Below are 17,313 nucleotides of genomic sequence, written 5' to 3' on the forward strand. Positions count from 1 at the left end.
TCGCAATTCGGGCGAATTTGCTTTGGAAAAGCATGCAATTGCCGGCATCGGGGCGGACCGGCGGAGGTCTCGTCCTTTACTTGGCCCCGGCGCGGCTTAAAGTGCCGTGATTCGCAATGGAGCCGTTATGACTTCCTGGCTTTCGAGAACCCTGGCGAAGGTCGTCCTTGCCGTCGCCTTGCTCGGTGTCGGCGTAGCCGTCGGCGCCCCCGCCTCGCCTAACGACGCCAAGCCGCCGAGCGGCACGGTGAAGTCGACGCATGGCGCGTGGTCGATCATCTGCGATACGCCGGCAGGTGCTACCTCAGAACAATGCGTGATGATGCAGAACGTCGTCGCCGAGGACCGCCCTGAAATGGGGCTTTCGGTCGTGGTGCTGCGCACAGCCGACAACAAGGCCGAGATCCTGCGCGTGCTGGCGCCGCTCGGCGTGCTCCTGCCCAACGGGCTTGGCCTCAATGTCGACGGCAAGGATATCGGCCGCGCCTATTTCGTGCGCTGCTTCCAGGATGGCTGCTACGCCGAGGTGATTCTGGAAAAGCCGCTGCTCGACACGCTGAAGAGCGGCACGTCGGCCACCTTCATCGTGTTCCAGACGCCCGAGGAAGGCATCGGCATTCCGGTCGATCTCAAGGGCTTTGCGGACGGCTTCGCCGCCCTACCTTGATCTTCTTGCCCATGCACCGCGGCCATTTCCGACGCTGAGGTCGGATGGCGAATGCGGATTTGGCGGCAGGAGGCTCCATGCGCACGTCATTGTCCGCTTTCATCGCTGGGCTGGCGCTGGCCGGTGCGGTTTCGGTCGCCCGGGCCGAGGACGCCGAAATCCTCCGGAGGCCCGACCCGGCGGCGATCCTCGATATCGCCAAAGGCTTCGGTTCCGCCAGGATGGGCAAGGACGACAACGGCGATCCGATGATTTCGGGGCGGATCGACGGCGTTAAATACCTGATCTATTTCTACGGCTGCGAAGACCACGAGAACTGCAAGTCGCTGCAATTCGCGACCGGCTACGCCGACCCGCTTACCGCTGACCAAGCCAACGCCTGGAACGCAAAATACCGGTGGGTGAGGGCCTATTCGGGCGACGGCTCGAATTTCAGGATGGATGTCAGCTTTGCCGGCGGCATCACCAGGGCCAATCTCGAGAAGCAGTTTTCCAATTGGAACGCGATGGCCGGCAACATCAAGGATTTCGTCAGCGGCAAGTGATGGCGGCGCAATCGTCGGCTTGACCCAGTTGGCGATTGTGCGACGACGGCTTCGCGCCTACATGCCGAGGAACGATTTGTTTCCATGAATGGATTTGCCATGAACAGCCTGATCGGCCAATTCGACATTTCAGACGATCGCGTCAAGGAGATCGTCACCGAGACCATCAAGGGCGCCGACGACGGCGAGCTGTTCCTCGAATACAGCGAGAACGAAGCGCTGATGTTCGATAATGGGCGGCTGAAGACGGCCAATTTCAACACCGACCGGGGGTTCGGCCTGCGTGCCGTCGCCGGCGAGGCCAGCGGTTATGCGCATTCGAGCGATCTCTCCGAAGCCTCGCTGTTGCGCGCGGCGGACGCAGTCTCGACTGTCAAAGGCGGCTATTCCGGCACATTGGCCGGAGCGCCCGCCCGCACCAACCGCCATCTCTATGGCGACGAGAACCCTATCCCCTCGCCTTCCTTCGAGGCCAAGGCCAAGCTGTTGCAGGAGATCGACGGCTGGCTGCGCGCGAAGGATCCGCGCGTGCGCCAGGTGACGGCGTCGCTTGCCGCCTCGTGGCAGCATGTCGAGATCGTGCGCGGCGACGGCCACATTGTGCGCGACATCCGCCCGCTGGTGCGGATCAACGTTTCCGTGGTGGTCGGCGATGGCGACCGGCAGGAGAGCGGCTCCTACGGCATGGGCGGCCGCAAGAGCTTTGGCGAATTCGTCGGCGAGGAAAGCTGGAAGCATGCCGCCAGCGAGGCGCTGCGGCAGGCGCTGGTCAATCTGGAAGCGGTTCCGGCGCCCGCCGGCACATTCGACATCGTGCTGTCCAGCGGCTGGCCGGGTGTGATGCTGCACGAGGCGGTCGGGCACGGGCTCGAAGGCGACTTCAACCGCAAGAAGACATCGGCCTTCGCCGGCCTGATGGGCCAGCAGGTGGCGGCAAAGGGTGTCACCGTGGTCGACGACGGCACCATCCCCGAGTGGCGCGGCTCGCTGACCGTCGACGATGAAGGGACGCCCTCGGCGCGCAACGTGCTGATCGAGGACGGCAAGCTCGTCGGCTATATGCAGGACCGCCAGAACGCCCGGCTGATGGGCATGAAGGCGACCGGCAACGGCCGCCGCGAAGGCTACGCGCACCAGCCGATGCCGCGCATGACCAACACCTACATGACCTCGGGCGACATGGAACCGGAAGAGATCATCGCCTCGGTCAAGAACGGCATCTATGCCGTTTCCTTCGGCGGCGGCCAGGTCGACATCACGTCGGGCAAGTTCGTGTTCGGCTGCACCGAAGCCTACATGATCGAGAACGGCAAGGTGACGCAGCCGATCAAGGGCGCGATGCTGATCGGCAACGGGCCGGACGCCATGCACCGCGTCAGCATGATCGGCAACGACATGAAGCTCGACACCGGCATCGGCATGTGCGGCAAGGCCGGACAGGGCGTGCCCGTCGGCGTCGGCCAGCCGCATCTACGGATGAACCAGATGACGGTGGGCGGCACCAGGGTTTGAGGTCTATCGTCCACTGCCTGGCGAACGACCATCCGGATCAGTCTCCGCGCGCCAGGCGGGTTGATTCTGGCTCCACCTTGAAGTGAACACAATCGTGTTAGGACATTATTAATTGTTCAATTGGCGGGGCGGGCGTTTGCGCATTAGCTTGTCGCCAGTCTTCTCGTTGCGGTGGTGTCGGCAATGCAGCGTTCTCCTGGCGTCCTGACTTCTTCTTTCCTCATTGGCCTCGTTTCCCTGGTTGGCGCATCATCGCTGCAAGTCGGCCCTGCAGCGGCGCAGTCGTCGCTGTTCAATCTAACGGCTGCGAGCGCCGCCGCAGTCGGCGGCAGCACCAGCGTCCCATATGGCTGGCTCGATTTTTGTCATCGCCGGCCGAAGGAATGCAACGTGCCTGCCCTGCCTGCCACAAGCGTCAGGCTGACCGCGCAGAAAATGAGCATCCTCAAGCGGGTAAACCAGAAGGCGAACCGTTCCATCAAGCCCGTCAGCAACTATGACCACTGGGGCACGACGATGGACCACTGGGACTATCCGACGGACGGCAAGGGCGACTGCAAGATCTACGCGCTCTACAAGCGCAAGCTGCTCCTGGAAGCGGGCTTCCCCCGGCAGGCGCTGCTGATGACGGTGGTGCGCGACCTCCACAATGAGGGCCACACCATTCTGACGGTGAAGACCGACAAGGGCGATCTTGTGCTGGACAATCTGGTCGACGAAATCCGCCCCTGGAACGCCACCGGCTATTATTTCCTGAAACGCCAGTCGCAGCAGAACCCGAACACCTGGGTGTCGATCAACCAGCGCGGCGGCACGGCGAAACGACTGTCTCCGAGCTCATAAGGGCCAGAGCGTTTCACGGAAACGGCGAGCCGCTCTCTCGCCCAGGGATGCAATTCTGCACGGAAGGCTATGGCGAAGTCGCCGAGCCCGAACCTTTCACCTTTTCCCGCAATCGCTCCCGGCGTGACCAGAGCGGTCTTGTCTGCTTTGACGGACTGATCCGTCACATTCTCTACCTGGCAAATTCATAGGCCGGAAAATCCGGCCCATGAACGAGCGTTGCCGCCTGCGACGGGCAAGCCTTGCTGGCCTACTGCTGGCAGGGCGGCTCGCCAGGACGCCCGCAGGTCGGCTTCTTGTTTCCCTGTGGCGGCTGTTCCTTGGGCTGCTGCGGCAGGCGCCGTTCCTGTATCTGGGGCTGAGGCCGGGGCTGCTGCTGCAAGCGTCTTTCTTGCATCTGAGGCTCAGGCCTCAACTGCTGCAGGCGCCTCTCTTGCATCTGAGGTCTTGGCTGCGCCTGGAACTCTGGCCTTTGCGGCCTGAGCACCTGCACGTTCGGCCTTTCCTGTTTGAAGCTGCGCTGGACGTTGATGCCTGCGCCGGCGGAACCCTCTTCGCCGTTAGGCAGCCTGCGGAACTTCCTGTTTGCGTTGGCCGAACCCTGATTCTGGTCGGAGAACACACTCGGATTGTTTCTCCTGAGCCGCTCCTGCACGCTCGCCCGGTTGTCGGCCGGCGCGCCGTTGACGGTCGGCAGCTTGCGGAACTTCTTACCGCTGTCGCCTCCGTTGACCGAGCCTTGATCGCTCGGGCTGAGGGCTGTCTGGCCTCCCGACAGATCCTTGCGTGTCAGCTTCCTCGGTCTGCCTTCGTTCTGGCCGGACAACGCATTCGGATTGTTCTTCCCGAACCTCTGCTGAGCGTTCTGCCCGTTCTCGCCTGGCGCGCCGTTGACCGCCGGCAGCTTGCGGAACTTCTTGCCCTTATCGCCTCCGTTGGCCAAATCTTGATCGCTCGGGCCGACAGTTGTCTGGCCTGCCGACAGATCCTTGCGTGTCAGCTTCCTCGGTCTGCCTTCGTTCTGGCCGGACAACGTATTCGCATTGTTCTTCCCGAACCTCTGCTGGGCGTTCTGCCCGTTCTCGCCCGACGCGCCATTGACGGTCGGCAACTTGCGGAACTTGCCCTTCTTGCCCTGATCGTCGACAACTCCGTTCTGCTGGCCGTTGCCCGTGACGGGGGCGCCGGCATTCCCGGTAGCCTGCTGGTTGCCGCTCACAGGGCCTTGCTTGCCCAGCACCCTCCTGTTGGGCGCGTTCTGGCCGTTGAGCACCGGCTTGCCGTTGACGAGCGGCAGCGCTCTGCCGTCAGCTCCCGGCAAGGCGTGATCAGTCGAGAGCTTGCCCATCGTCCTCGCCTGCGGCGTCACACCCGGCTGCTGGCCCTGCGTGACAGCCTGGCCCGGTTTCAGCGATTGCGGCGTCTCACCAGGCTGCTGGCCCTGCGTGGCAGCCTGGCCCGGCTTCAGCGGCTGGCCGCCCTGATTTTGCTTGAACAGCGCCGCCCTTTTCTGCAGCAACGGCGGCAACGCCACCTTGGCCGCCAGCGAGGCCGCGCCCGCACCAACCGCCATCTTCTGCCCGGTGGTGAGGCCGCTGGGTGCATTTGCGTTTGGCTGTCGGGCCTGATTGGCCGGCTCGTTGTTGATCGTCGTGTTGTTGATGTTGTTGATGACGGTCGTGTTGTGAATGTTGTTGAAGATGATGTCGTTCGGCGGCGGCACGATGTCACGCGGCGGCCTGACCCAGACCGGCACGGGGACGAAGACCGGCGTCGGCAGGACGTAAACATCGACCGGCGGCGGGGGCGGCGGCAGCACGACGAAATCGGGCGGCGGCGGCGGCAGGAATATCACGTCGATCGGCGGCGGCGGCTCGAAGTCGAAATCGGGATCGTCGAAATAGAGCACCGGCCTGTCGACATAGATGATTTCCTCCGGCGGCGGCGGTGGCACGTCGTAGACGATGACGGTGAAGCTCGTCGGTGGTTCGAGCTCGGCGTCGAAATGCTCCAGCCGGCGGCGCGCGTCCCAGGCATGCAGCCCGTGCGGATAACGCTCGAGGTAGGACCAATAGGCCTCCGGCGTATCCCGCAGCCATGTTTCGCGCCAGGTGATCGCCTCGCGCCGCGCCGCGATGATGGCCCGCACACGCTTGGCCATCGGATCGTACGGATAGGCAACGAGGAACTCCTCGTAGCCGCGCATGGTATCGCGGTCGAGTGCCGCGACATAGGCGTCATGCGCATTGAAGTCGCGGATCGGCCTGGTCCGGTTGGCCCGTTCTTCGGCCTCCGAAACCTTCGGCGGCGGCGCGTCCGGAGCGCGTTCGAAGAACACGAAAGGCGCGCTGATCTTCGAAGCGTCCCACGGAATTTCGGCACCTTGCGTCACCTCGTTGACGCGTAGCCGCGTGCGGTCGAAAACATCGTCAAGCGATATGCCGCCTTCCCGCATCATCTCGGCGAGCGCCTGAGCATAGGCGCCGTATGGGCCCTTGCCTTCCGGCGCAACCGTTCCGGGCGCCGCGTTGAACGCAATCAGCATGTTGGGGTCGGGGTCGACCAGCGCGAGACCGCCGGCCAGCGGCTGGCTCATTTTCGGAAGAGCACTAGGCCGTGCCGCGTCGAGGACGACGATATTGACCTTCGCCGGCAATCCCGCCAGGGACTTGGTGATATCGGAGAGCCGCATGGCCTGCAGCGGCACGTCGGCCGGATTGGCGATCTGGGCGTCGACCGGCAAGAAATAGTTCTCACCTTCGAACTGCACGCCGCGGCCGGCGAGGTATACGAAAACGGTCGCGTGCGGGCCGGCGGCGGAAACCTTTCCAAGGAAATCGCGCAGCGCGCCGCGCAACGATTCCTGGTCGACATCGCGCGCGCCGACCACATCGAACCCTGCTGCCTGCAGGGTCTGGGCGATCAGGCCGGCGTCATTCGCGGAGGTGACCAGCGCATCCGACGGATAGGCGGCGTTGCCGATGACGAATGCGAGACGTTTCTGCTGTTGGGCGAGCGCGCCCGTCGTGGACGCGACGGCGAACGCGATGAGAACGACGACAAGGCCGATGACTTTCCGAAGCGAGCGCATTGCAATCCGCCATCCTTGTCCGCCATTTCGTCCAACGCGACAACGCCGGAGAGGCAGGAATGTTTCCCTAACCGCAGAATTAAGACCCTGCAAAAAGGCGGCTTTAGGGCGCAATTTCGTCGAAAGAACAGAGGCTTCACAGTTTTCACGCGAGCCTCCGGCCGCGAGCTACCGCCGCCGCTTCGGCTTCTCCAAAAGCGCGACCGCCTCGACATGCGGCGACCACAGGAACTGGTCGATCGGCGTGACGCTCTTCAGCGTGTAGCCGCCATCGATCAGGATGCGCAGATCGCGCGCGAGCGTCACCGGATTGCAGGACACCGCGGCGACCAGCGGCACGTCGGAGCGGGCGATCTGCTTCGACTGGTCCTCGGCGCCGGCGCGCGGCGGATCGAAGACCAGCCCGTCGAAGACGTTCAACTCCTTGAAGGTCAGCGGCCGGCGGAACAGGTCGCGGCGTTCGCTGGTCACCCGCTTCAGGCCGCTGGCAAAGCGGAAGGCGCGGTCGAGCGCGGCAAGCGCCGGCGCATCGCCCTCGACGGCATGGACCTCGGATTGCGCGCCGAGCCTGAGCGCGAAGCTGCCGCAGCCGGCAAACAGGTCCGCGATCTTCCTGGCGCGCGACAGATGCTGGCCGACGAGGCTTGCCATCACCTGCTCGGCGGCCTCTGTCGCCTGCAGGAAGGCGCCCGGCGGCACGGCGACCGCGACGGGCCCGAACTGCACCACCGGCTTCTTCGGCTCGACGATGATCTCGCCGTCGACGGAAAGCCTTGCCAGGCCTTCGGCCAAGACGAAATTGGACGCGATACGGCGCTGATGGTCGCCAAGCTTGCCGGCATCGTGCACAGCCACGTCGAGGCCTGAAGCGGTGACGGTCACCGTCATATGAAATGCCTTCGGGGTGGCGCAGACCAAGCCGGCCAGGGCGCGCAGTTTGTCGAGCGCCGAGACGATCGCGGGCAGCGAGATCGGGCATTCCTCGATCGGGATAATCTCGGAAGACAGCGCGCGCACGAAGCCCAGCAGCATGCCGGCGTCCGTGCGCCTGGCACTGAACGTGACCCGGCGGCGGGTGTGCGGCGCGCAAGGCACCAGCGCAGCGATGTCGCAAGCGATGCCCTTGAGCTTCAGCGCCTGCACGACCCTCTCGCGCTTCCATTGCCGGTAGGCTCCAGCCTCGTAATGCTGCAGCGCGCAGCCGCCGCATTCGGTGAAATGGCGGCAGGCGGGATCGATCCTGAGCGGCGAGGCTTCCAATACCGACATCAGCGCGGCGCGGTCCTTCTGGCGCGCGGCCGTGACCGTCTCGCCCGGCAGCGTGAACGGGATGAAGACCTCCCCGCCTTCGGCATTGGCGATACCGTCGCCCTGCGAGCCTAGCCTTGCAATGGTGAAGCGTGTGCTCATCGCTCGTCCTTCATGGCGGCGAGCAGGAACTCGCGGTTTCCGCCGCCGCCTTCGATCGGCGACGGTTCGAGTCCCAGCACGCGCCAGCCGGGAACGCCGGCCAGCCAGTCGCGCAAATTTGCGGCAATCCGATCGGCATCGCCCGGATCCTTGAGCAGGCCGCCCTTGCCGATGGCCTCACGGCCCGCCTCGAATTGCGGCTTGACCAGCAGAACTGCCTTGGCGCCCTCGCCCGCCAATTCCAGCGCCGGCGGCAGCGCCAGCTTCAGCGAGATGAAGCTGACGTCGCAGACAAGGAAACCGGGAACGCGGCCGCCGAGATCGGCTGCCGTCAGATCGCGCGCGTTCAGTCCTTCGATCACCGTCACACGCGGGTCGCCGGCAATGTCTGGATGCATCTGGCCGTGACCGACATCGATCGCCATGACATGGGCCGCGCCGCGCTCGAGCAGCACCTGGGTGAAGCCGCCGGTCGAGGCGCCGATGTCGAGCGCCTCGCTGCCGGAAGGATCGAGGCCGAAACGGTCGAGGCCGGCGATCAGCTTCAGCGCCGCGCGCGACACATAGGCCTGCGCCGGATCATCGATGACGATCAGGCAGTCCGGCGCGACAGGCTGGCCGGGCTTGCGGGCGACGGCGCCGTCAACCGTCACCGTGCCGCGCTCGATCGCGTCGCGGGCGCGCGAGCGGCTGGCAAACAGACCGCGCCCGACAAGCAATTCATCGAGCCGCTGGCGCCGGCTGGCTGGCAAAGGGGAACTCATCGGCCTTCATTGGCGAAAGCCGGGCGCGAACGCAATGGTTGAATATGGCGCAAGAGGCTGCAGAATGCCGAGAGGAACAGGCGGTTCGTCAGCCGGTGGAGGTGGCAATGCTGAGGGGTACCTGTCATTGCGGCGGAGTTCATTGGACGCTGGAAGGCGATCCCGGCGCAATCACCGCATGCAATTGCACGCTTTGCCGCCGCTACGGCGCGCTCTGGGCCTATGACTATGCCGACGAGCGCATCCGCGTCGCCGGACCGCTGAAATCGTACACACGCGCCGAGGTGGCGGAGCCCGCGCTGGAAATCCTGTTCTGTCCGACCTGCGCCTGCGTGGTCGCCTGGCGTGGGCTGCGCTCCGGCGAAAGCGGCCGCACGCGTATCGCTGTCAATGTCAGGCTTGCGCCGCCCGAGGAGGTCGCCGACCTGCCGATCGACCATTTCGACGGCCTCGACACTTTTGACGACCTGCCGCGCGACGGCCGCTGCGTGCGCGATATGTGGTTCTAAAAAATGGTGCGCGACACCTGGCGCTCGACGGCGGGCATCAGGCCGTCATTGCCGGAGGCTTGCTTGCGCGGCGGCTCAACCGGAGTGGGCGCGACGAGACCTGCATCCGGCAGCACGACGAGTTGAGGAACCTGCTTATAGGAAAAGCCGCCACGGATGTTGCCCATCTTGCCGGCAACGATATCCAGCACCGCCTTTTCGAGATTGCGGTCGTAACGCGTCTCGGCTGCCGTCGGGGCCGTCACGGCCGCCAAAAGGGCCACTCCGCACAGAAGTGTTTTCATTTTGGTTGTCTCCCTGCCTGGCCCGAGCTTCTAGCAGGGCGCCGTTGAAAATCGGCCAAGAGACAGGGTAAGCGAACCGCCAAACGGGAGCGTTAACAGATACTTACATCTGGCACCCGGCAAACCGATTCACCGCTTGAAGCTCTGATTCAGGCGCGCTGCGCCTGCACGCCGCGACCGAGCGCGGCGAAGACCGTGCGCACGATGCCTGCCGAATCCAGCCCGGCATCGGCATACATCTTCTCCGGCTTGGCATGGTCGGTGAACGCGTCCGGCAGCACCAGCGGCCGCACCTTGAGGCCGCTTTCGAGAAGGCCTTCATGGGCAAGGAAGTGCAGCACCTGGCTGGCGAAGCCGCCGATGGCGCCCTCTTCGACAGTCACCAGCACCTCATGCGAACGGGCGAGCCGCCGGATGAGATCCTCGTCCAGCGGCTTGGCGAAGCGGGCGTCGGCAACCGTGGTGGAAAGGCCCGCAGCGCCAAGTTCCTCGGCCGCCAACAGGCAATCCTGCAGCCGCGTGCCGAAGGAAAGCAGCGCGACCTTGGTCCCTTCCTTGAGGATGCGGCCCCTGCCGATCTCCAGCAGCGAGCCGCGCTCCGGCATGTCGACGCCGACGCCGTTGCCGCGCGGATAGCGGAAGGCGATCGGACCGTCATCATAGGCAGCCGCGGTGCGCACCATATGGCGAAGCTCCGCCTCATCGGCGGCGGCCATGACGACGAAGCCCGGCAGCGTGGTCAGGAAGGTCGTATCGAAAGCGCCGCAGTGGGTGGCGCCGTCGGCGCCGACGAAACCGGCGCGGTCGATGGGAAAGCGCACCGGCAGTTTCTGGATCGCCACATCATGGACGACCTGGTCGTAGGCGCGTTGCAGGAAGGTAGAATAGATGGCGGCAAAAGGCTTGTAGCCTTCGGTGGCGAGCCCCGCGGCGAAGGTCACCGCATGCTGCTCGGCAATGCCGACATCGAAGGTTCGCTTCGGAAACACCTCGCCGAAGAGATCGAGGCCGGTGCCGCTCGGCATGGCGGCGGTGATGGCGACGATGCGGTCGTCCTCGCGCGCTTCCTGGATCAGGCTCTCGGCGAAGACCTTGGTGTAGGCGGGCGCGTTGGCCGGCGCCTTGGCCTGCGCACCGGTGATGACGTCGAACTTGTTGACGCCGTGATATTTGTCGGCTGCGGCTTCCGCCGGCGCGTAGCCCTTGCCCTTCTGGGTCACGACATGGATCAGCACCGGGCCTTTGCCATTGTCGCGGACGTTCTTCAGCACCGGAATCAGATGTTCGAGATTGTGCCCGTCGATCGGACCGATGTGATAGAAGCCGAGCTCCTCGAACAAGGTGCCGCCGGTGACGTAACCACGCGCATGCTCGACCGCACGGGTGATGGCGCGGTCGGCGCGCTTGCCCAGGTAGGATGTCAGCTTCTTGCCGAAATCGCGTAACCCCAGATAGGCCTTGCCGGAAGCGAGCCTGGCCAAATAGGCGCTCATGGCGCCGGTCGGCGGCGCGATCGACATGTCGTTGTCGTTGAGGATGACAATCAGCCGGGCGTCGAGCGCGCCGGCATTGTTCAGCGCCTCGAAGGCCATGCCGGCCGACATCGAGCCGTCGCCGATGACGGAAATGACATTGTTGCGGCCGCCCGACAGGTCGCGCGCCATAGCCATGCCGAGACCGGCCGAAATCGAGGTCGAGGAATGCGCGGCGCCGAACGGGTCGTATTCGCTCTCCGCGCGCCGGGTGAAACCGGAAAGGCCGCCTTCCTGGCGCAGCGTGCGGATGCGGTCGCGGCGGCCAGTCAGGATCTTGTGCGGATAGGCCTGGTGGCCGACGTCCCAGATCAGCCGATCCTGCGGCGTGTTGAAGACGTAATGAAGCGCAACCGTCAGTTCGACGACGCCGAGGCCGGCGCCGAGATGGCCGCCGGTCTGCGACACGGCGTCGATGAGCTCGGCGCGGAGTTCCGCGGCAAGCTGCGGCAGCGCGCTCTCATCAAGCGTCCGCAAATCCGCCGGAATGCGGACCTTGTCGAGCAGCGGCGTGTCTGGCTTCACTCGGGCGCGTCCTGCGTCAATCGATCGAACACGGCGCTATCAGCAGATTGCGCCATAATCATGCGCGGGAATAGTCCGCCGGCGGGCGAATGTAAATGCGCGCCAGTGACGCGTGCTACGCTGCAAGGTGTATTGAGATTCAGGTTAGGCCGCGCCGAAAATGATGGATTCCGAGAACCGGAGCGGAGCGTACTCAAAGTACGTGAGCACCGGAAGCGCAGGAAACCGGCATTTGCAGGCCGGCCTCACCTGAATATCAACACACCTTAGTTCTCGGGCAGCGGAATAAACTCTTCCTCATCGCCGGGAACGATATCGAAGCGGCCCGTCTTCCATTCCTGCTTGGCCTGCTCGATGCGTTCCTTGGAGGACGAGACGAAATTCCACCAGATGTAGCGCTTGGAGCCCAGCGAAGCGCCGCCGAACAGTATGAAATGCGCACCGCGCTCGGAAGAGACCACGATCTCCTCGCCCGGCTTGAACACCAGGAGCCGCTCGGCCGGGAAAACATCGCCGGCGATCGAGACATCGCCCTCCAGCGTGTAGATGGCGCGCTCCTCGGCATCGGCCGGAATCTTCACGCTGGCACCGGCGGCCAGCCTGAGATCGGCGTAGAGCGTGTCGGAAGCGGTCGCCACGGGCGAGCGCAGGCCTGAGAACGCGCCAATGACGACGCGGCCGCTGACACCCTCGGCATCGATCTGCGGCAAGCGGGCCACCGACGTGTTCGCGAACACCGGGGCAATCTCCTCCTTGCCGTCGGGCAGCGCCAGCCAGGTCTGCAGGCCGGAGACCGACATCGGCGCGCCGCGCAATTCCTGTGGCGTGCGCTCTGAATGAACGATGCCGCGCCCGGCTGTCATCAGATTCACGTCGCCCGGCGCGATCACCATTTCGGTGCCGAGCGAGTCCCGATGCCTGATCCTGCCGTCGAACAGGTAGGTGACGGTGGAAAGCCCGATATGCGGATGCGGGCGCACGTCGAGCGCATGACCGGCGCGCAGGACCGCAGGGCCCATGCGGTCGAAGAAGATGAACGGCCCGACCAGGCGGCGCTTTGCCGTCGGCAAAGCGCGGCGCACCTCGAAGCCGCCAATGTCCTTGGCGTTCGGAACGACCATCAGCTCGATCTGGTCGCAGGCGAAGGCATCGCCGGGTTCGGGATCGTTTCCCGGAAAGAAGCTCATGTCGGATCCTCAGGCGAAACGCAGCGCCGACCTGGCCTTCGCCTTGGCAGCTTCTTCCTCGCGGTTGCGCGGTTCCTGATTGGTTTCGAGCGAATCGATCAATTCGCGCGCGACAGCCGCGATCGCCTCGACGGCATGGTAGAAGGCATGCTCGTTGCGCTTGGACGGCTTGGTCGAGCCGCTAAGCTTGCGCACGAATTGCAGCGCTGCGTCATGCACTTCGTCATTGGTCGCCGGCGGCTCGAAATTGGCCAAGGTCTTGATGTTGCGGCACATGGCTTGAACTCCTTACCTGCTTTCTCTGCCCTTACCCGGTCTGAGATCATCCGCTGAGGTGTTGAGATTCAGGTCAGGCCGAGCCGAAAATGGTGGTTTCCGAGAACCGGAGCGGAGCGTACTTGAAGTACGTGAGCACCGGAAGCGCAGGAAGTTGCCATTTGCAGGCCGGCCTCACCTGAATATCAACACCTCAGTCGGCGTCCAGCGGTTCAGTTCCCACCGGCTTGCCGTCGCGCGACAGCCTGATCTTCTCGACCTTGTCCTCGGCCGCTTTCAGCAGCCGGTCGCAATGCGCCTTCAGCGCCTCGCCGCGCTCATAGATCTTGATCGACTGGTCGAGCGGGACGTCGCCGCGCTCAAGATCATCGACGATCTTCTCCAACGCGTCGAGCGCCTGTTCGAAGCTCATCGCCTTGACGTCCTCATTGCCTTCCAATGCCATACTCTATCCCTTCATCAGCCGCCCGACATGGGCGGCGACTGAAAATGCCAGTCCCTGCAGATCGTAGCCGCCTTCCAACAGGCTGACGAGCCTGTTGGAGCTATGGCGCCCGGCGCGCTCCATCAACTGGCCGGTCGCCCAATCGAAATCGTCCTCGGTCAGGTTGATCTCGGCCAACGGGTCGCGATGGTGCGCATCGAAGCCCGCGGAAATGATGATCAGGTCTGGCGCGAACGCGTCGATCGAGGGCAGCACGCGCGACAGGAAGGCGTCGCGGAAGAGATCGCTCCCCGTCTGCGGCGCCAGCGGCGCGTTGACGATGTTGCCGGCGCCGGTCTCGTTCTTCGCGCCGGTGCCCGGGTAAAGCGGCATCTGGTGCGTCGAGCAATAGAGCACCGATGGGTCGTCCCAGAAGATGTCCTGCGTGCCATTGCCGTGATGAACGTCCCAGTCGACGATGGCGACACGCTCGGCCTGGTGCTTCTTCTGCGCGTAACGGGCGGCGATCGCCGCCGTGTTGAACAGGCAAAAGCCCATCGCCGTAGTCTTTTCGGCATGATGGCCGGGCGGACGGGCGGCGACGAAGACGTTTGCCGCACGGCCCTCGAAGACGTCGTCTACCGCCGCGTTGGCACCGCCGATCGCGGTGATCACGGCCTGCCAGCTTTTCGGGCTGGCGCTGGTGTCGGCGTCGATCGACACGATCCCGCTCTCAGGGATCGCCCCGCGCACGCGCTCGACGAAATCCTCCGGGTGCGCATAGAAGATCGTTTTCTCGTCGCCTTCCGGCGCCTTGACGCGGTCGAGCGCCGAAAACGCCTCGTCGTCGAGCACGCGCTCGATGGCACGCAGGCGGTCGGGCCGCTCGGGATGGCCGGGCGGCGTGAGGTGTTCGAGGAAGATCGGGTGCGTATAGAGACGGGTGGCCATGGCGCCTAATCTAGGGACCTGGCGGCCGAATGACCATGTTTGGCAGGCCGAATGGCTGGGGAAATCGCGTCTTGCCGTGTCGCTAACGCCATTGGCGCGGCCCAAGCTTCGCTGTAAGGTCGCATCGCTGCCAGGTGCCCGCGACGCGGGAGAATCGGGAACACGGTTGAACTCCGTGGCGTGCCCAACACTGTAAGGGGGACCGCGCCGGCAAACGCCACTGTCGAAGACGGGAAGGCGCCGGATGCGGGACGATCCCGAGCCAGAAGACCGGCCCGGCAGACATGGTTTTCCGCTTGGTCAGGCGGCGGACTGCTTGTCGCAAGGGGAAAAGCGATGACGGCAGCAGCGATCGCCGCGAGCGGCGACGACTTTGACCAATTGGCGCGCGACGCGGTCTACCGGGCCATGTTCACCAGGCGCGACGTGCGCAGCCATTTCGTCCACGACGATCTCGATGACAATGTGCTGGCGCGGCTCATCACCGCCGCGCATCACGCCCCGTCGGTCGGCTATATGCAGCCGTGGAATTTCATCGTCATCCGCGACGCCGAGCGGCGCAGACAAGTGCGCGACCTGTTCCTCGCCGCGCGCGAGCAGGAGCTGCCGGCGATCGAAGCGGAGCGGCAGGCGCTCTACAGGAAACTGAAGCTCGAAGGCATCTGCGAAAGCGCGCTCAACCTGTGCATCACCTGCGACCGGCAGCGGTCGAAGGACTCGCCGCTCGGACGTTGGCACAATCCGGAGATGGATCTCTACAGCACCGTCTGCGCGGTGCAGAATTTCTGGCTGGCGGCACGGGCCGAAGGTGTCGGCGTCGGCTGGGTAAGCATCATCGAGACCGAGGCACTGAAGCGGCTTCTCGCGATCCCGGAGCATGTCACGCCGATCGCCTATCTGTGCGTCGGCCGCGTCTCGGCCTTCGCGCCGAAGCCGGACCTCGAGGCGCATGGCTGGGGCAAGCGCCTGCCGCTGCCCGAACTGGTCATGAGCGAGACGTTTCGCGGCGCCGGCGAGGCGCCGCTTAAATCGGCAATCGCAAAGCTCGGCAGCGCATCAAAGCCGTGATCAGGCGGCCCTCGGCGTATCCCAGCGCGAGCCGCCGCCGAAAGAGCCCAGCGCCTTGTCGCGCAGTTCCCTGAATTTGGACGAGGTCTCGGCGAGCCGGCGGTCCCATTCGGGATTGGGCGCCTGGCCTTCGATGGCTTCGAAATAGACCTGCATCAGCGAGGCGATGGCGAAGGGCTCGATGAAGGCTGCCTTGAAGGCCCAGGCGAAGACGATGGCCAGCACGAAGGCCCAGCCGGCAAGCTGGCCCGGCATGACCCACAGAATGGCGGCCGCGGGCGCCAGCATCAACAGGAAGATGACGAAGGACACGCCCCACATGATCGCCGCCAACCAGACGGCGTTCTTGACCATGTGCCTGCCGTTCTGCGCGTAGAGCACGACGCCTTGCCTTGCCGTCTCGAAAGGCGAGCTCGAATTGATGCGGATGTTGTAGCCGAGGATGATCTCGTCGACATAGGTCAGCGACAGGCGGATCACCGTGTTGATGAAGCTGACGATGCCGCTCAGGCCCGGAATGGGCAGGAAGGCGGCGATGCCGCCGATCAGGCCGGTGATGGCTCGGATGGCGCCCTTGACCAGCTGGTCGACGACGAAAAGGATGTTGGCCTCGGCAAAACGCTGGGTGACCACTTCCTTCGCGTAGGCGATCTGGCCCTGGCCGTCGGGGACATCTTGGCCGTCGATCAGATGCACCATGACGGCGATATGGCCCGCTTTCAACACATAGAGGATGTATTCGCGTATCCAGTAGACGGCGATCGAGACAACGCCGAAGCCGACCACGCCACCCCACAGCGCGAAGGACATCGGGCCGTCGGGATCGGTGGAGATGTGGCCGACGCCGTAGCCGACGCTGGCGCCCGTACCGGTCGCCATGATGTAGGCGACCGTGATGCCAAAATAGACGATCATGCGAAAGACGATGAACGGCCATGTCCGCATCATGATCGACACGGATCTGGCGATGCTGAAGTCCCACATGGCCCCGACTCCCCTCACCTTCAGAGTTGGCGGTGGAGGATGCGCTCGCCCCGGCGATTGTCAATCGCGGCAGGGTTGCGCCGGCCCGAAACCGGTGCATAAGCCGGTGGCTTGATTACCCGAGCGTGCCGTCAAGGCTTCTTTCGCAAGCCTTCGAGCAACTGCTTGAAGGCCGTGATCGCTTTTTTCGAGGTCGCCTCGGGGTCCGTCGAATTGGCGATGCGCTGCGCGGCCTGGCTGCTGGCGCCATTGATCAGCCGTGAGGTCGTCTCGGGATCAAGCTCCGGAACGACCTCGCCCTCTTCCTGCAGCCTGGTCAGATGGTTGGTCATCGAGGCGGTGCAGGCGCTGGCATTCGGCCACTGCGCCGGGTCGCCGAGCACCGCCGGGCCGTCGCGGAACATGATGCGCTGGATTTCCGGCTCCAGCGCCATCTCGATATAGGTGGTGCATTCGTCGACGAAATGCTGCCAGCGGGTCGGCGCTTTCGAAGCCACCTCGTTCACCCGCACAGCCATTTCGCCGTCGATCTCGGCGATCACCGCCTGCAGCAGCCCCTTCTTGTCGCCGAAATGATGGTAGAGCGCGCCGCGCGTGAGGCCGGCCGACGCGGTGAAATCGTCCATCGAGGCCTCGGCATAGCCGATCGTGCCGAAAGCATGGCGAGCGGCTGCGATCAGCTTGGCGCGCGTCTCGGCGATCATCTCCTTGCGCGGTCTGTGCATGGTTCTGGCCCTACTC

Annotated in this window: 17 protein-coding genes and 1 riboswitch; of the genes, 6 read left to right on the top strand and 11 right to left on the bottom strand. The window is 64.5% G+C overall.

The genetic code is table 11. The features are described 5' to 3' along the window. Positions 1 to 127 precede the first annotated feature (127 nt). The 4 genes from LB552_RS10730 to LB552_RS10745 all read left to right on the top strand — a co-directional run bounded on the left by LB552_RS10730 (position 128) and on the right by LB552_RS10745 (position 3,567). Positions 128 to 667 carry an invasion associated locus B family protein gene (locus tag LB552_RS10730; RefSeq protein WP_095766761.1) on the top strand — a complete coding sequence of 180 codons (540 nt, stop codon included), beginning with the start codon at positions 128 to 130 and terminating at the stop codon, positions 665 to 667. A 77-nt stretch (positions 668 to 744) separates the two neighbouring features. Next, positions 745 to 1,212 carry a YbjN domain-containing protein gene (locus tag LB552_RS10735; protein WP_224605097.1) on the top strand — a complete coding sequence of 156 codons (468 nt, stop codon included), beginning with the start codon at positions 745 to 747 and terminating at the stop codon, positions 1,210 to 1,212. A 99-nt stretch (positions 1,213 to 1,311) separates the two neighbouring features. After that, on the top strand, positions 1,312 to 2,724 hold the full coding sequence (tldD, locus tag LB552_RS10740; protein WP_224605100.1) for a metalloprotease TldD: 1,413 nt from the start codon (positions 1,312 to 1,314) through the stop codon (positions 2,722 to 2,724). Between the two features lie 183 nt (positions 2,725 to 2,907). Continuing rightward, the gene (locus LB552_RS10745) at positions 2,908 to 3,567 is read left to right on the top strand and encodes a transglutaminase-like cysteine peptidase (protein WP_176476980.1); all 660 of its coding nucleotides are present in this window, start codon (positions 2,908 to 2,910) and stop codon (positions 3,565 to 3,567) included. Positions 3,568 to 3,817: 250 nt separating this feature from the next. On the opposite strand, the gene LB552_RS10750 is transcribed toward LB552_RS10745, so the two are convergent. The 3 genes from LB552_RS10750 to LB552_RS10760 form a co-directional block, all read right to left on the bottom strand. Beyond that, positions 3,818 to 6,658: a caspase domain-containing protein gene (locus tag LB552_RS10750; RefSeq protein WP_224605114.1), complete on the bottom strand. Its 2,841-nt coding sequence runs from the start codon at positions 6,656 to 6,658 to the stop codon at positions 3,818 to 3,820. 168 nt (positions 6,659 to 6,826) lie between these two features. Beyond that, positions 6,827 to 8,068: a class I SAM-dependent RNA methyltransferase gene (locus tag LB552_RS10755; protein WP_095766758.1), complete on the bottom strand. Its 1,242-nt coding sequence runs from the start codon at positions 8,066 to 8,068 to the stop codon at positions 6,827 to 6,829. Beyond that, entirely contained in the window at positions 8,065 to 8,832 is a 768-nt protein-coding gene (locus tag LB552_RS10760) for a TlyA family RNA methyltransferase (protein ID WP_224605116.1), read from the bottom strand. Before LB552_RS10760 ends, LB552_RS10755 begins: the two co-directional genes overlap by 4 nt. A 107-nt stretch (positions 8,833 to 8,939) precedes the next feature. On the opposite strand from LB552_RS10760, the gene LB552_RS10765 reads away from it, so the two are divergent. Next, positions 8,940 to 9,341, top strand: coding sequence for a GFA family protein (locus LB552_RS10765; RefSeq protein WP_224605118.1), 402 nt, complete (start codon positions 8,940 to 8,942; stop codon positions 9,339 to 9,341). Here the strand turns inward: LB552_RS10765 and LB552_RS10770 are convergent. The 6 genes from LB552_RS10770 to LB552_RS10795 all read right to left on the bottom strand — a co-directional run bounded on the left by LB552_RS10770 (position 9,338) and on the right by LB552_RS10795 (position 14,520). Further along, positions 9,338 to 9,625: a hypothetical protein gene (locus LB552_RS10770; RefSeq protein WP_224526386.1), complete on the bottom strand. Its 288-nt coding sequence runs from the start codon at positions 9,623 to 9,625 to the stop codon at positions 9,338 to 9,340. The genes LB552_RS10765 and LB552_RS10770 overlap by 4 nt on opposite strands. Positions 9,626 to 9,774: 149 nt before the next feature. Then, the gene (dxs, locus tag LB552_RS10775; RefSeq protein WP_224605121.1) at positions 9,775 to 11,682 is read right to left on the bottom strand and encodes a 1-deoxy-D-xylulose-5-phosphate synthase; all 1,908 of its coding nucleotides are present in this window, start codon (positions 11,680 to 11,682) and stop codon (positions 9,775 to 9,777) included. 266 nt (positions 11,683 to 11,948) lie between these two features. Beyond that, complete coding sequence (locus LB552_RS10780; RefSeq protein WP_224605124.1) at positions 11,949 to 12,869, bottom strand: pirin family protein; 921 nt, start codon at positions 12,867 to 12,869, stop codon at positions 11,949 to 11,951. Between the two features lie 9 nt (positions 12,870 to 12,878). After that, entirely contained in the window at positions 12,879 to 13,145 is a 267-nt protein-coding gene (locus LB552_RS10785) for a DUF2277 domain-containing protein (protein ID WP_095766753.1), read from the bottom strand. Positions 13,146 to 13,338: 193 nt separating this feature from the next. Beyond that, on the bottom strand, positions 13,339 to 13,590 hold the full coding sequence (locus LB552_RS10790) for an exodeoxyribonuclease VII small subunit (RefSeq protein ID WP_095766752.1): 252 nt from the start codon (positions 13,588 to 13,590) through the stop codon (positions 13,339 to 13,341). A gap of 3 nt (positions 13,591 to 13,593) precedes the next feature. Then, entirely contained in the window at positions 13,594 to 14,520 is a 927-nt protein-coding gene (locus LB552_RS10795; protein ID WP_224605127.1) for a histone deacetylase family protein, read from the bottom strand. Positions 14,521 to 14,635: 115 nt separating this feature from the next. Next, positions 14,636 to 14,814, top strand: a riboswitch (cobalamin riboswitch). A gap of 42 nt (positions 14,815 to 14,856) precedes the next feature. Here LB552_RS10795 and bluB point away from each other — a divergent pair. After that, the gene (gene bluB / locus LB552_RS10800; RefSeq protein WP_224605130.1) at positions 14,857 to 15,588 is read left to right on the top strand and encodes a 5,6-dimethylbenzimidazole synthase; all 732 of its coding nucleotides are present in this window, start codon (positions 14,857 to 14,859) and stop codon (positions 15,586 to 15,588) included. On the opposite strand, the gene LB552_RS10805 is transcribed toward bluB, so the two are convergent. Both LB552_RS10805 and LB552_RS10810 read right to left on the bottom strand, forming a co-directional pair. After that, positions 15,589 to 16,572, bottom strand: coding sequence for a hypothetical protein (locus LB552_RS10805; RefSeq protein WP_224605132.1), 984 nt, complete (start codon positions 16,570 to 16,572; stop codon positions 15,589 to 15,591). A 131-nt stretch (positions 16,573 to 16,703) separates the two neighbouring features. After that, positions 16,704 to 17,297, bottom strand: coding sequence for a TetR/AcrR family transcriptional regulator (locus tag LB552_RS10810; protein ID WP_095766748.1), 594 nt, complete (start codon positions 17,295 to 17,297; stop codon positions 16,704 to 16,706). Between the last annotated feature and the right edge of the window lie 16 nt (positions 17,298 to 17,313).

The sequence above is a fragment of the Mesorhizobium sp. CA7 genome, from assembly GCF_020165015.1.
Lineage (GTDB): Bacteria > Pseudomonadota > Alphaproteobacteria > Rhizobiales > Rhizobiaceae > Mesorhizobium.

Bases quoted from the DNA above. Each gene is read 5' to 3' on its own strand.
- LB552_RS10770 (WP_224526386.1), bottom strand. From the start codon at position 9,625: ATGAAAACACTTCTGTGCGGAGTGGCCCTTTTGGCGGCCGTGACGGCC.
- LB552_RS10790 (WP_095766752.1), bottom strand. From the start codon at position 13,590: ATGGCATTGGAAGGCAATGAGGACGTCAAGGCGATGAGCTTCGAACAG.
- LB552_RS10805 (WP_224605132.1), bottom strand. From the start codon at position 16,572: ATGTGGGACTTCAGCATCGCCAGATCCGTGTCGATCATGATGCGGACA.
- LB552_RS10785 (WP_095766753.1), bottom strand. From the start codon at position 13,145: ATGTGCCGCAACATCAAGACCTTGGCCAATTTCGAGCCGCCGGCGACC.
- LB552_RS10750 (WP_224605114.1), bottom strand. From the start codon at position 6,658: ATGCGCTCGCTTCGGAAAGTCATCGGCCTTGTCGTCGTTCTCATCGCG.
- LB552_RS10765 (WP_224605118.1), top strand. From the start codon at position 8,940: ATGCTGAGGGGTACCTGTCATTGCGGCGGAGTTCATTGGACGCTGGAA.
- LB552_RS10735 (WP_224605097.1), top strand. From the start codon at position 745: ATGCGCACGTCATTGTCCGCTTTCATCGCTGGGCTGGCGCTGGCCGGT.
- LB552_RS10780 (WP_224605124.1), bottom strand. From the start codon at position 12,869: ATGAGCTTCTTTCCGGGAAACGATCCCGAACCCGGCGATGCCTTCGCC.
- bluB (WP_224605130.1), top strand. From the start codon at position 14,857: ATGACGGCAGCAGCGATCGCCGCGAGCGGCGACGACTTTGACCAATTG.
- LB552_RS10795 (WP_224605127.1), bottom strand. From the start codon at position 14,520: ATGGCCACCCGTCTCTATACGCACCCGATCTTCCTCGAACACCTCACG.
- LB552_RS10730 (WP_095766761.1), top strand. From the start codon at position 128: ATGACTTCCTGGCTTTCGAGAACCCTGGCGAAGGTCGTCCTTGCCGTC.
- LB552_RS10760 (WP_224605116.1), bottom strand. From the start codon at position 8,832: ATGAGTTCCCCTTTGCCAGCCAGCCGGCGCCAGCGGCTCGATGAATTG.
- LB552_RS10810 (WP_095766748.1), bottom strand. From the start codon at position 17,297: ATGCACAGACCGCGCAAGGAGATGATCGCCGAGACGCGCGCCAAGCTG.
- tldD (WP_224605100.1), top strand. From the start codon at position 1,312: ATGAACAGCCTGATCGGCCAATTCGACATTTCAGACGATCGCGTCAAG.
- LB552_RS10755 (WP_095766758.1), bottom strand. From the start codon at position 8,068: ATGAGCACACGCTTCACCATTGCAAGGCTAGGCTCGCAGGGCGACGGT.
- LB552_RS10745 (WP_176476980.1), top strand. From the start codon at position 2,908: ATGCAGCGTTCTCCTGGCGTCCTGACTTCTTCTTTCCTCATTGGCCTC.